This is a genomic window from Vibrio sp. 10N.247.310.17 (assembly GCF_041466605.1).
GTDB lineage: Bacteria > Pseudomonadota > Gammaproteobacteria > Enterobacterales > Vibrionaceae > Vibrio > Vibrio tasmaniensis_A.
The window spans coordinates 89,889-106,034 of record NZ_JBFSTC010000005.1; the positions used below are offsets into that span (position 1 = coordinate 89,889).

Annotated in this window: 12 protein-coding genes; 6 read left to right on the forward strand and 6 right to left on the reverse strand. The window is 43.7% G+C overall.

Annotated elements, in window-relative coordinates; translation table 11 throughout:
• The first annotated feature begins 65 nt into the window (after window positions 1-65).
• The 3 genes from AB6D80_RS03215 to AB6D80_RS03225 all read left to right on the forward strand — a co-directional run bounded on the left by AB6D80_RS03215 (window position 66) and on the right by AB6D80_RS03225 (window position 4,005).
• Entirely contained in the window at window positions 66-1,250 is a 1,185-nt protein-coding gene (locus AB6D80_RS03215) for a glycerate kinase (RefSeq protein WP_372187755.1), read from the forward strand.
• A gap of 200 nt (window positions 1,251-1,450) precedes the next feature.
• On the forward strand, window positions 1,451-2,902 hold the full coding sequence (locus tag AB6D80_RS03220) for a catalase (RefSeq protein ID WP_017100300.1): 1,452 nt from the start codon (window positions 1,451-1,453) through the stop codon (window positions 2,900-2,902).
• 230 nt (window positions 2,903-3,132) lie between these two features.
• Complete coding sequence (locus tag AB6D80_RS03225) at window positions 3,133-4,005, forward strand: patatin family protein (RefSeq protein ID WP_372187757.1); 873 nt, start codon at window positions 3,133-3,135, stop codon at window positions 4,003-4,005.
• A gap of 120 nt (window positions 4,006-4,125) precedes the next feature.
• Here the strand turns inward: AB6D80_RS03225 and AB6D80_RS03230 are convergent, their stop codons facing one another.
• The 3 genes from AB6D80_RS03230 to AB6D80_RS03240 form a co-directional block, all read right to left on the reverse strand.
• Window positions 4,126-5,118 (reverse strand): 2-hydroxyacid dehydrogenase, encoded by a 993-nt coding sequence (locus AB6D80_RS03230; protein ID WP_017102307.1) that lies wholly within the window; start codon window positions 5,116-5,118, stop codon window positions 4,126-4,128.
• Between the two features lie 486 nt (window positions 5,119-5,604).
• Window positions 5,605-5,937 carry a DUF1971 domain-containing protein gene (locus tag AB6D80_RS03235; protein WP_009845875.1) on the reverse strand — a complete coding sequence of 111 codons (333 nt, stop codon included), beginning with the start codon at window positions 5,935-5,937 and terminating at the stop codon, window positions 5,605-5,607.
• A 66-nt stretch (window positions 5,938-6,003) separates the two neighbouring features.
• Complete coding sequence (locus AB6D80_RS03240; RefSeq protein ID WP_032500572.1) at window positions 6,004-6,807, reverse strand: ferredoxin--NADP reductase; 804 nt, start codon at window positions 6,805-6,807, stop codon at window positions 6,004-6,006.
• 340 nt (window positions 6,808-7,147) lie between these two features.
• Here AB6D80_RS03240 and AB6D80_RS03245 point away from each other — a divergent pair, with 340 nt between their 5' ends.
• Entirely contained in the window at window positions 7,148-8,092 is a 945-nt protein-coding gene (locus tag AB6D80_RS03245) for an acyltransferase (RefSeq protein WP_372187759.1), read from the forward strand.
• Window positions 8,093-8,241: 149 nt separating this feature from the next.
• Here AB6D80_RS03245 and AB6D80_RS03250 read toward each other — a convergent pair whose 3' ends face one another.
• From AB6D80_RS03250 to glgX, 3 genes are all read right to left on the reverse strand, one after another.
• On the reverse strand, window positions 8,242-8,985 hold the full coding sequence (locus AB6D80_RS03250) for a tRNA (adenine(22)-N(1))-methyltransferase TrmK (protein ID WP_372187760.1): 744 nt from the start codon (window positions 8,983-8,985) through the stop codon (window positions 8,242-8,244).
• Window positions 8,986-9,138: 153 nt separating this feature from the next.
• On the reverse strand, window positions 9,139-10,881 hold the full coding sequence (locus tag AB6D80_RS03255; RefSeq protein ID WP_122046147.1) for a diguanylate cyclase domain-containing protein: 1,743 nt from the start codon (window positions 10,879-10,881) through the stop codon (window positions 9,139-9,141).
• 258 nt (window positions 10,882-11,139) lie between these two features.
• Window positions 11,140-13,107 carry a glycogen debranching protein GlgX gene (glgX, locus tag AB6D80_RS03260; RefSeq protein ID WP_372187762.1) on the reverse strand — a complete coding sequence of 656 codons (1,968 nt, stop codon included), beginning with the start codon at window positions 13,105-13,107 and terminating at the stop codon, window positions 11,140-11,142.
• A gap of 432 nt (window positions 13,108-13,539) precedes the next feature.
• Between glgX and AB6D80_RS03265 the strand changes: the two genes are divergently transcribed.
• Both AB6D80_RS03265 and AB6D80_RS03270 read left to right on the forward strand, forming a co-directional pair.
• Window positions 13,540-14,943, forward strand: a complete 1,404-nt coding sequence (locus AB6D80_RS03265; protein WP_372187764.1) for a carbohydrate porin — start codon at window positions 13,540-13,542, stop codon at window positions 14,941-14,943.
• Window positions 14,944-15,021: 78 nt separating this feature from the next.
• The gene (locus tag AB6D80_RS03270; RefSeq protein WP_102249446.1) at window positions 15,022-15,903 is read left to right on the forward strand and encodes a MalM family protein; all 882 of its coding nucleotides are present in this window, start codon (window positions 15,022-15,024) and stop codon (window positions 15,901-15,903) included.
• Window positions 15,904-16,146: the final 243 nt, after the last annotated feature.

Below are 16,146 nucleotides of genomic sequence, written 5' to 3' on the forward strand. Positions count from 1 at the left end.
TTTTATACTATTTGATGTGATTTCTCTTTTTTAGGCTCATTGGTAACACTTACGGATCAACCTCTATGAAAATTGTTATTGCACCAGACTCGTTTAAAGAATCTTTATCGGCGGTATCGGTGGCGGCGTGTATTGAAAAGGGCTTTCGTGAAATCTTTCCTGACGCTGAATTCGTGACCTTACCTTTAGCTGACGGAGGTGAAGGAACGGTAGATGTATTGCTACAAGGTTTAGCCGGACAAAAGCGAACAAATAAAGTTCAAGGGCCATTGGGAACATTGATTAGTGCTGAATGGGCGATGTTAGAACCGTCAGTACAGAGCTCCAAGAGAACGGCTTTGATAGAGATAGCTGCTGCGTCTGGTTTGGATTTATTGAAACCAGAACAGCGTGATCCTTTGATTGCTTCGTCTTTTGGAACAGGACAGCTGATTTTGGAAGCAATAGAGCAGGGCGCTCAAACGATTATTCTTGGATTGGGTGGCAGTGCGACCAACGATGGCGGTGCGGGTATCGTTCAAGCTCTAGGTGGGCGCTTGTTAGATAGTAAGGGGCAAGATAGCAATGGACAAGAGCTTAACCGAGGTGGTGCTGCACTTGCAGAACTCGCATCAATAGATCTTACCGGCTTAGATTCGCGCTGTGCAGATGTCGAGTTGATTGTGGCGTGCGATGTGGATAATCCATTGTGTGGTGACAACGGTGCTAGCCACGTATTCGGCCCACAAAAAGGGGCGACACCTGACCAAGTATTGATACTGGATAAGGCGCTAGCGAATTTTGCTCAAATCGCTGAATCGCAAGGTTGTGTTGGTGGTGATGACCCCGTTCACAAGCGTACGGGTTATGGTGCGGCTGGTGGCACGCCGATGGGACTTGGTTTGTTATTCAATATCCAAATTAAACCCGGCATTGAGATGGTGCTCGATGTTTTGCAAGCTGATGATCTATTGAAAGGTGCCGATTTGGTGATTACTGGCGAAGGGCAGATGGACAACCAAACTCTGCAAGGGAAAACGCCTTATGGCATGGCTAAACGAGCGAGCTTACAAGGCATTCCAACCATAGCTATTGCTGGCTCATTGGGAACTGAAGTAGAAACTCTTTATGGAGAAATGAGCAGCTTGTTTGGTACGGTTCGTTCTCCTCAGTCACTTGACCAAGTTCTGAAAGAAGCGGAAAAAAATCTGGCAAGAACGGCTAGGAATATTGCAGCGACGCTTAAACTAGGAAGGAAAATACTCGATTAGTCAGTGCCTTAGAATATGATTCCTAAATCAGTCGCTCAATAGGTTTTATAGATTATAACGATAAATAGAAACGATTATATTTTATGCCATTAGAGGTCTATTCTATATCCATAATATTTTAGGGGCTTTTGAAAGGAAGCCAGTATAAATATCAAGGTGCACTCACTATTGCTGCACCTTTGGACCTTAAGGAATAGATCATGAGTAAAAAACTAACTACAGCTGCGGGTTGTCCTGTTGCTCATAACCAGAATGTTCAAACTGCGGGTAAGCGCGGTCCTCAACTTCTTCAAGATGTTTGGTTTTTAGAAAAGATGGCGCATTTTGACCGCGAAGTCATTCCAGAGCGTCGTATGCACGCGAAAGGTTCAGGCGCTTACGGTACATTTACTGTTACGCATGACATTACCAAATACACCAAGGCAAAACTGTTTTCTGAAATAGGCAAAAAGACCGACCTGTTTGCACGTTTTACAACGGTGGCGGGTGAGCGTGGTGCTGCCGATGCTGAGCGTGATATCCGTGGCTTTGCATTGAAGTTTTATACTGAAGAAGGTAACTGGGACATGGTGGGTAACAACACGCCAGTATTCTTCCTTCGTGATCCTCTCAAGTTCCCAGATCTAAACCATGCGGTTAAGCGTGACCCTCGCACCAACATGCGCAGTGCGAAAAACAACTGGGATTTCTGGACCTCTCTACCTGAAGCGCTTCACCAAATCACCATCGTAATGAGTGACCGTGGTATTCCTGCGACTTACCGTCATATGCATGGTTTTGGTAGCCATACATTCAGCTTTATTAATGCAGACAACGAACGTTTCTGGGTTAAGTTCCACTTCAAATCTCAGCAAGGTATTAAGAACTTGTCTGATGCAGAAGCGGCACAAGTGATCGGCGATGACCGCGAAAGTCATCAACGTGATCTGCTAGACAGCATTGATAATCAAGACTTCCCTAAATGGACACTGAAAGTTCAAGTGATGCCAGAAGCGGACGCAGCGAAAGTGCCATACAACCCGTTCGATCTGACTAAGATCTGGCCACACGCAGATTACCCATTAATTGAGGTGGGTGAGTTTGAATTGAACCGTAACCCACAAAACTTCTTCGCTGAAGTTGAGCAGTCTGCATTCAACCCGGCAAACGTGGTTCCGGGTATCAGCTTCTCACCAGACAAGATGTTACAAGGCCGTCTGTTTGCTTACGGTGATGCACAGCGCTACCGTTTGGGTGTTAACCATCAGCATATCCCAGTAAACGCACCTCGTTGCCCTGTCCACAGCTACCACCGTGATGGTGCGATGCGTGTTGATGGTAACTTTGGTAGCACACTTGGCTATGAGCCAAACAACGAAGGCCAATGGGCAGAGCAGCCAGACTTTGCAGAGCCAGCATTGAACCTAGATGGTGCTGCAGCGCATTGGGATCACCGCGAAGATGAAGATTACTTCTCGCAACCGGGTGACTTGTTCCGCCTGATGACGCCAGAGAAACAAGCGATTCTGTTTGATAACACTGCTCGTAACCTAGGCGGCGTGCCTAAAGAGATTCAGCTGCGTCACTTAAGACACTGTTACAAAGCCGACCCTGCTTACGGAGAAGGCATTGGTAAGCTACTTGAAATCGATGTAAGCGAATTTAAGTCGTAATCAATAAGTTTGATTAGTTAAATGAAAGGCCGTTGAGTGAATCACTCAACGGCCTTTTTTGATCATGCTGTGTATTAGGTGAGTCGTGTAAGTCGTACCAATTACTTGAAAATTAGCACCATTTCTATTGATAGTTTTTGCCTATCAAATTAATAAACTCATCCCATTATATTTAGTTAGGGTAACGGATTATCCTACGGCTATCAGTTTATAAAGTAGAAGAGTTTGAGATGAGTAAGAGCGCATTAATCGTTGAAGGTGGGGCAATGAGAGGCATCTTCGCAGCAGGAGTATTGGACGCTTTTATGCAAGACGATTTCCGTCCTTATGATTTTTCTATTGGCGTATCTGCGGGTGTGTCGAATTTGGTTGGTTACTTATCTCAAGCTCCGAAGCGTAGCTACAACGTGATTACTACCATGGCGACGGATAAAACGTTCTTCAATCCTGCTCGCTTTGCTAAAGGTGGCAATTTGGTCGACGTTAAGTGGTTGTGGGATGAATCCAACCATCGTTATCCACTGGATTGTGGTGAGCTGTTCTCAAGTGTTCCTTTAATTGCTGCTGTAACTAACGTCGATACTGGCAGTGCAGACTACTATCACATCAAGCCAGAAAACCTTTCTAACGTGGTTGAAGCAACAACAGCTCTACCTATCGCTTACCGTGAAACACCGTGCTTCTCTGGTGGTTGCTATACCGATGGTGGTGTAGCCGACTCTATTCCGGTTCGCGAAGCCTATCGTCGTGGTGCACGAGACATTACGGTGATTCTTTCTCACCCATTAAGCTACCGAATGAAGCCGCAGAAGTATCAGTGGATGCTGAAAAAGCTGCTAAAGAAATTCCCGAATATTGCAGAGTCGATGGCGGTGCGTGCCGAAAACTATAACCAGTCTTTGGAGTTCATTCGTAACCCTCCAAAAGATGCGACCATCAAGGTGATTGCGCCACCAGAAGCGTTTGCAGTGAAGCGACTCACTATGGATCAATCAACGCTTGATGCCGGTTATGAGATGGGGGTTAAAGCAGGGGAAGAGCACCTTGCTATTCGAAAAGGCGTGTATGGTTTAGACACCGAAGATTGTCATTTCTGCGTCTAGGAACGGTTTTAGAATACTGGATAAACGAAAAAGCCACGCTGTTCACTTAGGAATAGCGTGGCTTTGTGTTTGTAGATCTGGTCTGTTATTAACTCAGCCAGCTATTAACTCAATCTGCTATTAAACGAGTTCGTTACCGCTGTTGTTGCCTGTAAAGAAGGCATCAACACTATTTAGCGTTGTATTGGCAATGTTGAACAGAGCATCTTTAGTCAGGAAGGCTTGGTGACCTGTGAACAATACGTTATGACAAGCAGATAAGCGACGGAATACGTCATCCACAATCACATCGTTAGATTTGTCTTGGAAGAACAACTCTTTCTCGTTGTCGTAGACATCAAGGCCAAGCGCGCCAATCTTGCTTTGTTTCAACGCTTCGATTGCTGCGGTTGAATCCAGTAGTTCACCACGGCTGGTGTTGACGATCATCACGCCATCTTTCATTTTCTCAAATGCCGTTGCATCCAACAGGTGGTAGTTCTCTTTACTCATTGGGCAATGCAGAGAAATCACGTCAGATTCTTGGTAAAGCTCGTCGAGCTCAACGTATTTAGCGCCCAGTTCTTTTGCCAATGGGTTCGGGTATGGGTCGTAGCATAGGATGTTCATGCCTAAACCTTTCAGAATACGCATGGTTGCTAGCCCAATTTTGCCAGAGCCGATCACACCAACAGTTTTACCGTGGAAGTTAAAGCCAACCAAACCCTCAAGAGAGAAGTTCGCATCACGAGTGCGTTGGTATGCTTTGTGTAGTTTACGGTTCAAACACATCATCATGCCAACCGTGTGTTCTGCTACCGATTCTGGTGAGTAAGCCGGAACGCGAACCACTTGCAGACCAAACTCTTTGGCTGCATCTAAATCGACTTTATCAAAACCGGCACAGCGCATTGCAATCAGCTTAGTGCCGCCTTTCGCTAGAATCTCTAGCACATCTCGCGATAGGTCGTCGTTTACAAACGCACAAACGACTTCGTTGTCGTGCGCCATTTTTGCTGTTGTTGTAGTGAGGCGAAAATCGTGAAAATGGAACTCGGCGTTGAGTTCGCCTTTTGCCAGTTCAAATGATTTTTCGTCGTATGATTTTGAGCTAAAAAAAGCAATGTTGAGCATGGCTTCCTCTCTTACCTAAAATATAAATAACCCACTGATTCATTCTTTGAAACGGGATTAAAACAAGGGCATGTTGACCTTTCGCGGTTAAGTTTTGTTCGAGATAAAATCGTTTTAATCGCGACGAGAGGTTTGCCGCCTAGTCATTCTAAGCAAAACCCTCTCAACAAAGAGTAAAACGATTTTAGCCGAACCCTTCGGGCAGTGTTTGTGGTTCCTTTCTACAGCGTTATCGAATTCTCATGTAGGCGAGCTACACCTCGAATTCTCTGCCTTGTATAAATAACCCACAAACGGCTGCAAAAATCAGCTCGATAGGTCAACATGCCCTGCAACTCTGTTCAGTGTGCTAGAGTTTTTTTGTCTTGTCTATCACCATTAGTCACTGTAATTACTATGGTTATTTGGTCTTTTTCTTCACTTATGAACACTGAAAATCACATTACGAAGTAGCTTGCTTATAAGTTCATCAATATTGAATGGATCTTACTTTCTGGTGTTGAACATCTTCTTGGTCTCTTTCTCTGACCAGAAGTTAATGTTGAATTGTGCGTCGTCGCTAAGTTCTACTCGATGCCAATATTGAGGTGGGCTTGTGGCAAATTGTCCAGCTTCGATTGTGATAACACTTTCGGGTTCTGTCGCTTCTGCATCGGCAAAACCGTAGAAGGTGACCGTGCCTTCCATTACGCAGATCTGGCCGAATACGCCTTCTGCGGTGTTATGGTGATTAAGCAATGCAGCCGGTATGTTGTCTTTGGTGAAAAATGGCGTTGAACGTTGAATTTTCCAGTGTGACGGAATACGTAAATGACTCATATAAAACCTCTTATCTGTCTGTATTTTGAATACAAGCATTAGCTTTGATGGAATTGGTGACTGTGATTACCAGTAGTTTTCACTGCTGAATTGGCCGGGTTTTCTGCGTAAGTGCTTCTCGAAACCTAAGCTGGTTAGTGCTTCACTTGTGTCGCGAACCATTTGCGGATTGCCACAAAGGTAGAAAAAACTGCGGGTTTGATTGAAAGCGACAGACGTGGTTTGCTCAAGGTTGCCTCCAAGTAACAAGCTTGGGATTCGTCCGCGCAAAGTTCCGGTGACTGATTCTCTAGAAATAATTGGCACATATTGTAGTTTCCCTTGGAAGTGATTAACGAGTTGAGCGATACGGTCTCGATAAGTCAGGTCTTGTTCTGTTCTTACGGCATGAACCAGTACAAGGTTTTTGAATGACATTACTTTTTCGACATCTGAGCCGTTTTGCTGTTGTATCTGCATGCTTTCGAGCATTGAGATAAAAGGCCCAACGGCAGTCCCGGTTGAAAGCATCCATAGATCGTCGGCGATCTCTGGGATCTCATCTAAGGTCATAAAGCCGCTTGGGTCTTTGCCGACAAAGATGTCATCGCCTACCTTCAACTCATGAAGTTGAGGTGAAAGCTGACCGTTCTGATCCTTAATAATCAAAAACTCCAGATGTTGGTGACCTTGTTTGTGCTCTGGCGCATTCACCATTGAATAAGCCCGTCTTACGAACTCATCCTCTCTGTTAAGCAAGCCAAGTTTCGTGAATTGACCCGCCTGATAGGGAGAGACGGGAGCACTGACTTGCAGCGAGAACAGTTGATTTGTCCATTGTGTTTTATGTAAGACTTTGCCAGTTACCAAACCATGAGGAATATCTGTCATATCATCACCTTTACTTAGAGAAGTTATCTCATTAAGGATACTCAACTATTTACACTTTGGAGTTGCATGTACCATGCCATTAATGAGAATGCTTATCAATACTGGTTATTCGGTAAAAATTAACTTGAATGATGTCAAATAGACTTTGTACTGCTGTGTCTAAATGACCTCTTTATTGTTTTTTGATGTGGCACTTTCAGATTAAGGGGAGAGATTGATTTATGGGCACAGACCAAAATTAGTTCCGTGGTTTGACCCTTAATGTATTCACCAATAACTAAAGAGAATATTTTATAGATGAGTATAATGGCGGCTTTCGATCTCAATATAGCCGTGTTTTATGCTTGATAATCTTCGTATGGCCTTGAACGTGTTGTTCGTGACCATCAATACCGCAATGACTGCGTTTACCGTGAGCTTTTTTGGCCTCATCAAACTGATTCTTCCAATCTCTATTGTTCAAAAGTCATGTACTCGTTTAGCGAATTTCACATTTTGGTGTTGGGCTTCGCTCAATCTTTGGATGTTGAATGTGAATAACGATATCGAGTGGCAAGTTGAGGGCGGGGAAGACATCTCGACTAAGCAATGGTACTTGATGATGTCGAATCACCTGAGCTGGGCGGATATCGTGATCTTGTCTTCGATCTTGAAAGATAAGATGCCAATGACCAAGTTCTTCCTTAAGCATGAATTGCTGTACGTCCCTTTTGTTGGTTTGGCATGTTGGGGCTTGGATATGCCTTTCATGAGACGTCACTCACGTGAGTTTTTGATTCGTAACCCTGAGCGTCGCAATGATGACTTTGATGCAATTAATAAGGCATGTACTAAGTTCAAATGGGCACCGACAACCTTGGTAAATTTTGTGGAAGGAACTCGTGCAAACCACGAGAAACTGGCGACAGCGAAAACACCTTATCGACATCTACTTAAACCGAAAACAGGTGGTGTGGCGTTTGCTCTGTCTGCTATGGGCCCAATCTTGGATGGTATTGTGGATGTCACTCTGGCTTATCCAGAAAATCAGGCTTCTCCATTTGAAGACATGCTGAAGGGTAAAATGACCAAGGTGGTGGTGCGTATTAAACTGCACCCAATGGATGAGAACGTGAACGGTAATTATTTTGAAGATAAAGCGTTTAAACGTCGTTTCCACAGTTGGTTGAATAGTACGTGGAAAGAGAAAGACGACTATCTCGATACGGTTTATGCTCTTGATACGCCCTCTGAGGTTGAAATGATTGATGAACCTGATGTCGCTTATAAGAAACAAGAACAGTAAGATCATACCAAATCGATAGCATCAAAAAAGCCGATAGTTCATTGAACTGTCGGCTTTTTTATTGATTGGACTTTGTCTACTCAAACAGTGCAGTCAGTGCTCACTATGTTTTAAAGCGCTAAAACAAGGATGGTCAAAGAGTGAGGAAGTTAAATCGCTTGATAAGCCTCAATGATGTGCTTAACCTGACTGGTTTTGCCTTGCTTCTCTTGTCCTTGATGGATGCGCAAGTAGTGCTGCAATGTTTTGGCTTTGTATTGCTGTGATACCTTCACTTGTTCATCACAGTTTGGTGTCCAGATCTTGTCACCGACGTTTGATATCTCAGTTACCGTTCGGTTATTGCCGTTATCATCTAGATTTTTGTCGCTTTCACCTTGGTTATTGCTGACCAATAAAATCTCGTAGTAACGACGGTTCTCTTCAATTAACACTTCATCAATTAGGCCGAAATTGAGCGCCTTTAAATGATTTCTTAGCTCGAACTGCTGATGAACCGGGCAAAGCAAAAAATCGATCGCTTTGTCTGGATGCTTACAATGAATATCGTCGACGAGCTTTTGTGTTAGATCGCCTCCCACACCCGCAATAATGACTAGATGTCTGCCAGTGTGCTTTTCCAATGGAATCGCTGCGACATCCAAGCAGTAGACTTGCCATTGGCTAGTAACCTTTTGCTTTGCGGTTTCACCTTGGGGAAAGTAACGCGTTAGTTTGCCTTCCAGTTCATTCATCAGAGAAGGGACAATATCGACAAAATGAATCTGCGGTGCTTTGTGGTCAGATAATAGCTGAACACCCAAGAAGCCGTGATCACAACAACAATCCCCAATATGTTGGTAGTCATTGCTGACAAGGGAGTGGAGAGTTTGCAGTCGGTTACTTAGCTTCATAAGGCTCGTGTCGTTAAAAAAGGGTATTGTTGTATCGAACGCGCATTGTAATGACTTTCCATAAAAACAAAAGCACCTAGGGGATTAATCCTAGGTGCTTTTTCGTTATCGGTATCGTACCAATCGGTGTGATACGAGCGTGTTAGCTAATGTCTACGACGCTTTGGCTACGCCTCTAATGTGACCTTCTACTCGATTCTTTCCAAGTTGTAGTGCGATAAGCTTTGCTTGTTCCGCAAGGGCTAAAGCAGAGTCTGTTTCGCCGTCTATTTGCGAAAACCCGACGCTGATACTGAGTGACAATGTGATATCCGGAGTGACTATGGTTTTCTCGGCGATGCTGACTCGACATTGTTCCAATTGGTGCTTGGCATCCTTCGCATCATTCGCTTTGAATAAAACGGCGAACTCCTTATCCCCAACTCGAGCAAGGCAAAGCCCTTTTGGCTTAGGGAAGTAAGAACGCATCGCTTCTGCGGCAAGCTTAATCATCTTGTCGCCAATCGCTTCACCGTAAGCTCGATTTACGTGGTCAAAGTTATCGATATCGAGCAGAGCTACATAGGTATCGGGTTCGCATGCGTAGTTGTCGATCGCGATGTTAAAACTACTTTTGTTGTCTAACTGAGTCATGAGATCTTTACTGCTCAATTGATGGTGGAGCAGTAAGTTAGACAACGAGACTTCGGTGTAATCTTTGATCATACGTAAAATACTTTGGCTGATCGGCAAGGGCGCATTGACGTAAATCACCGCGATTAGCTGGTTACGAGAGTGCAAAGGGATACAGTAGTGGCGTTGGAGTATTTTGAGTTTACGTGCCAATGGATCCGCGTATTTGCTGCTTCGATAAGCCATGCTTTCGGGAGAAAATCGCTCAGCAAGGGCTTTGTCAGAATGTACCGTTGATTTGTTTCCATGATAATCGATGGTACTGAATGAATGGCTCTCTGCTTGATAAAGGCAGAATTGAATGCCTTTTTGATAGGTAAAGCTATTGAATATGGCTTTTAACTCTCGTTTAAAGCTGGCGAGATCATCAACTTTATTCAGTTGAGATAACGACATGTTCAAGCGGTGAGCTAGGTAGTGTGCGCCAATCCATAATAGAAGCAGTGACCCGAGTACCACGCCAGTTAGCGTAAATTGGTGTGAGCTGGTGAGTATGTCGTGACGATCAGTGCCCGAGACGAATACCCAGTTTAAGCTGTTGTCAGCATCAAATACCGTTATTTTGAAATTATCTTGATAGTAGTATTCGTGTTGGCCGACGGTCTCACCTTGAGAGAGTTGGTGGCTGATGCCTGCATGATAGCTGATGGATTTGGAGCCAATGCGTTTCGGATCAGGATGGAAAACCAGTCGTTCGGTTGCTCTATCAACCACAAATACATAGCCACGGTCTAATGTCTTTAAGTCTCTCAGGCCTTGTGTGGTATGCAAAAGGTCAAACTCAATCCATATTTCTTTGTTCAACTTTTCCGTCGTGTGTTTGATCGCGAAAACCCAACGACCATCGGGTTTTTGATAGATAGAAGAGATGTAAAAACCTTCTACAACACTATCAATTGGATTCCACTGGATGGCATTGATCTGCTCATTAGAAAGAGGCAGGCCACGAGTTGAAATATATTGTTGGGATTGAGGCTGGTATTGAACAATATCGGAGAAGTTAGGTGTTCTCTTAAGAATATTGTCACTGATGTCCCTGAATTTTTGTTCACCGACGGGGCCTGATGTAGATAAGCTTAAACTGGTTTCCAAAAAATAGAGTTTGCCGAATGTGGCTTCGATGTTGGAATTGATGATGGAACTTGCGATACGAATATTTGATAGTGATTGTTCTTTTGCTGTCGTTTCTACTTTTTCAAGTTGAGCTGCAGCAAGATAGAGCATCCCTCCAGTTAATAAAATAATGTATGGTTTAAAAAGCCGAATTAATGTTTTAGGTAAAGCCATGATATCCAAAGACGTTATAGATTCATTTTTATAGTACGGCCATACTAAACAGTTTTCGTAATCACATCAATGCAAAATGTTCCATATAAAAAATTGAGTTTGTGACGTTCAGCGAATAAAAAAGCCAGTCATAAACATAACTGGCTTCTATGGCTTCGCGTGTTCTATTAAGCTGATTTGGCTTTTAACCTAAACCTAATCAGTCTTGTTTGGCGAATAGTGCAAAATTGCCATTGAAACGGGAGATAACAGCATTTCACCTTCGGCATGACCCGGTTTCACGTTTCTCAAGTTGGTATCACAGATGGTTCCCCAGTCTTGTTGACGGTCACTCGGTAAAGAAAATCGAGCAGGAGCGTTGGTTTGGTTGATCAGATAAATCAACTCGTCGCCATCTTTGCCGATGCCTAAATGTAAGGCTACAGAGCTTAAACGGTTCCAATCATCATGTTCCATGATTGTGCCATCAACACGGCTCCAGAATATACGGTTAGAGTTACGTTTATCGCCACTGAACGCTTTGATAAACGGCACCATGTATTGCTGACGTGCGGAGATCATCTCAGATAACCAAGTCTTGAAATAAGCCTTACGCTCGGAATCTTCCCAGTTGAGCCAGCTAGTGACGCTGTCTTGGCAGTACGCGTTGTTGTTGCCCTTTTGAGAATGAGATAACACATCGGCCGTCAAAATATGTGGAATACCGAATGCAAATAACAGGCTAGCCATGAAGTTACGCTTTTGCTTTTCGCGTGTTGCGATAACCAAAAGGTTTTCTGTGTTGCCTTCAACACCATAGTTTTCAGAGCGATTATCACCGTGTCCATCGCGGTTGCTCTCACCATTTTCTTCATTGTGCTTATGTTTATAAGAAACAAGATCTTGCATGGTGAAACCATCATGATAAGTGATGTAGTTGACGGTTAATTTGTACGGCCAGTGTGCGGCACTGTAGATGTCACGAGAGCCCATTAAGCGAGTCGCAAACTCTTTCAAGTAGCCTTGGTCGCCACGCCAGAAGCTACGAGTGATATCTCGCAGCTTATCGTTACACTCATTCCACCCCAACGGAAAATTGCCAACTTGGTAGCCATTTGGCCCGATGTCCCATGGTTCTGCTATTAACTTGGTTTCTTTCAATACCGGATCTTGGGCAACGGCTTTGAAGAAAGCAGCCTCAGGATTGTAGTTATCGCCTTCGCGGCCCAGTGTTGCTGCCAAATCAAAACGGAAGCCGTCGACTTGGAACTCACTAACCCAATAGCGCAGTGTATCCATTACTAAATTAAGTGCTGGTTGGTGGGTGAGGTCGACCGTATTACCACAACCGGTGAAGTTCGCGTAATGACAGCCATGCTTAATGTAGTAGCGACTATCGAGTGCTTTTAGGTTGAAGGTTGTGCCGCCTTCACCGCCTTCTGCTGTGTGGTTGTAGACGACATCGAGAATGACTTCGATACCGTTGCGGTGCAGTTCTCGAATCGCGGTTTTGAGTTCACTAACGGCGTCTTTCTCTGCGTAGCGTGGGTCTGGCACCATAAACAAATATGGATTGTAACCCCAGTAATTCACTTTCCCCATATCTAATAGGTGGGGTTCATGCATACATGCAGCAATAGGTAAAAGTTGTAGAGAATTGATGTTTTGCTGTTTATAGAATGCAAGCATTTCGGGGCTAACTAACCCCAAATAACGGCCTTTTGTATTGGTCGCGACTTCTGGGTGAAGTTGAGATAGGCCTTTAACATGGGTTTCGAAAAGAACGGTCTCTTCGCGGCTAATACGCGGCTTTTCGACATCTTGCCAATCGAACGTATCATCAACTACGAGACACTTCGCCATCGAAAAGCTTTTTTCATTGGTATATGGCGTTGCGTAATCGAGCGGTTCGTTTATTGCTTTAGCGTAAGGGTCGGAAAGTAAGATCGGGCCATTATCAGTTTCAGCAATGAAACCGTATTTTTGTCCCGCTTTAATACCATCAACAAATACATATCTGATATCAGCGTATTCATTTTCCAATTTATAAGTGGTGAACTCATCGTTCTCGTCAAAAAGAGCGAGAGAAAGGGATTTACAGTCAGGGGAATAAATTGAGAAGTTACAGCCAGTGTTACCTAGCGTTGCGCCTAGTGGATAAGGGCGAGCGAGCGTTCTAGTCATTGCTTGATTTCTTGTTCGTTTATCAACATCAGTGAACTATTAGTAAAAGGCTTTGTCCCATTAAGGTCAAGCAACTTCATAGAATAAATTTTGTTGAAAAATAATTCATCGATGAAGTTCAAATTATATATTTGAAGTAGATCTCACTTATGCTGAATAATTAGATCTGTGTGCTGTCTACTCCTCCTAGATTAAGTGATCCAACCCCTTAAAATACCATTCTGTATAAACTCTACTCCCTTCTCATCCCCCTTAATTTAGTTCGGGGTGGAGGAAGTCAAACTTGTCATCCCCTCTTAATATTAGCTCCGTTGAAACGAATCAGGGGAAACCCTAAACCTCTCTATCTTACGTCCGCCATTACTGCCTTTGGTTGTCGCAAGAGAGCAAAAATATAAAACCTAAAATAAATCGTCCTTAATGGAGTTAAGAATGAAAAAAGTAAGTTTGATTGCTGCTGCAGTGGCTTCTGCACTTGTCGCTGGTTCAGCGTTCGCAGAAAATGACGTTGCACTTGATGTAACAAGTGGTGACTCTTCAATGGAAGTAGAGGTGAAAAACCCTACTGACGTTATCACTGACGGCTGGGAAGTTCACGGTTACATGTCTTCTAACGTTCGTGTTGTAGATGGTAAAACAGTAGACACTGAATTTGGTAAACAAGATTACAAAACTGCGGGTACTCACGGTAAAAGCACGAACCAAGTAGAATTTTCACTAAAAAAGCACAGTGAATACGAAAATGGTGTGTGGGCAGATTATGTAGTTCGAACTGAATATGGTAACGGTAACTCATACGCTTATTCTTCTGAAGGTTCACGGAAACAGAATAGTGATGCTCAATTTGAAGTAAAAGAAGCTTACGTTGAGCTTGGCGGTATTCTAGGTGAAGACACCTCTATTTGGGGTGGTCAACGTTACCTTAACCGTGCATCTGGTCTTCTTTCTGGTGAGTTTTGGAAACAATCATCGGGTATCGGCGCGGGTATTCAAACTAAGCTTGCAGGACATACAGCTGGTATCGCTTACGTAATGGCTGATCCTGATGCAGGTTCTGCAGATTCTTATGCGATTGACTGTAAGCAAAAAGATGGCACTACATCGACAGATCCTAATAAATGTAAAGTTAATAAAAACGGTGCAAAAGAAAGAGAAACTCTCTCTTCTATCGATTTGTACTACTACGGCGTGGATGCGGGTATCGGCTCTCTAGATTTTGATCTAAAACTTGGTAAGCAGGTGAAAGAAGGCGAGAATGATGATGGTTTTGGTGCTTCTGTAACATTGAATACTAGCTACTACGGCCTAGACGGTTGGACTCAAAACGCAATTGGTTACGGTTCTGGCGTAATGGCAAAAACGGGTGTTAACTTCGGTGGTTGGTCTGGTGGCGGTGATAAAGAAGAATCATTATTCTTGACGTCTTACGGTGTCCTCAATATTTCAGAGAGAATGCAACTTGGTACAGAAGTGACTTACTTGACGGCTCTTGACCAATTGTTTGGCGCTGACGGTTTGACTCGTTACATAGTTGCAGCTCGTCCTTCTTACAAGCTGAACGACAACGTTCGTTTAGAAGCAACGGCTTCTTACGGTCACGAAGAGGGTGATGAAGGTTACTTTGGTGGTCGTACTGGCGATGCTGTAGAGAGCGATATTCTTAACCTAGAAATTGCAACTGCATTTACAGCGAACTCTGACTACTTCGGTCGTCCACAAGTTAAGCCTTACATTAGCTACATTAAAGCTGATGATGAAGCAAGTGCTAAACAAATTGGTATCGATAACGGTAAAGACGAATTTGTATTCGGTGTACACACTGAAATTTGGTTCTAAACCGTTTAAAGTATAAGGCAGCCATTGGCTGCCTTTTTCCGTTTCCCCCAACAACAACCAATAGTGAGAGAGATTACAATGACAAATAAAAGCTCTATGTTAGCCGTGGTACTAGGTGCCTTGCTAAGCGGTTGTGCTTCCGATGCTCAGGTTCAAACTAAACTCGATGCACCTACCAATGCAGAAGTATGCTGCAGCGATTTTTCGCAGTTCCCATACGCGCAATTGAATGATAATGAAGATTTAAAATTTGATATCGACTTGGGATCACCTGTTGGTACATTTACAACAGGCAATAGCCACTTTGCAGCGTTCAAGTTCAGCGAGCGCTCAGGTGAGATGGTCGTTAAGCTATCGAGCTTGATGATCGATGATTCAGTTTTTGCTCCAGAAGCCATGCTTCTAGATGAAAACTTTAAGCCAGTGCAAACATTGAAGTTTGAAGACTTTAAGGTTCAGGCATCAGACGCTTTTACTCGCACGAGTTACATTGAGCGCTTGCGTATTGATGCGAGTAAGACACCTTATATTGTTATCTACACGCCTGCTGATGAGCTTGGCAATAAGGTGAAAGTTGATCACCCAGCAAAGGTGAGAGCGAAAGAATTTGGTGAGGTGATGCCTATGGTCACCGATCCGGTATACACCAATCAATTAGGTGGTCGTTTAGAGTTAGAAATTAAAACTTTAAAACTTCGCCCTTACCGTGCTAAACCTGCCGTAGCGCCAGTCGTTGCTGCCCCTGCCGCTATGGCAGCGACTGCAACAGCTGTTGTACCGAAGAAAGCAGACACGCAGATACGTGTGCAGCAAGAGACAAAAGACTTCTATTTGTCTGCTATACAAAATGCGGTGAAGTCAGGTGATATACCGAAAGCTTTAGGTTTGTTAGATGAAGCGAAGGCACTTAATGTTGAAGGTGCACAAGAAGCTTTTGTGCGAGCCGTCAACGCAAAATAGCTTGTTCGCTTGTTCGCTTGTTCGCTTGTTAGTTAGTTAGTTAGTTAGTTAGTTAGTTAGTTTAATAGATTAGTAGGCTTAATGGCTTAGCAGTCCAGCATCTTAGTCGCTTAGATAGAGATAGAGATAGAGATAGAGATAGAGATAGAGATCGAGATAGAAATAAAGATAGAACGCTCCTTTAAAGGCAACACCTATCATTTAAGGTGTTTAGATCGCACAGTGTAGCGAGTCTTACTAAAA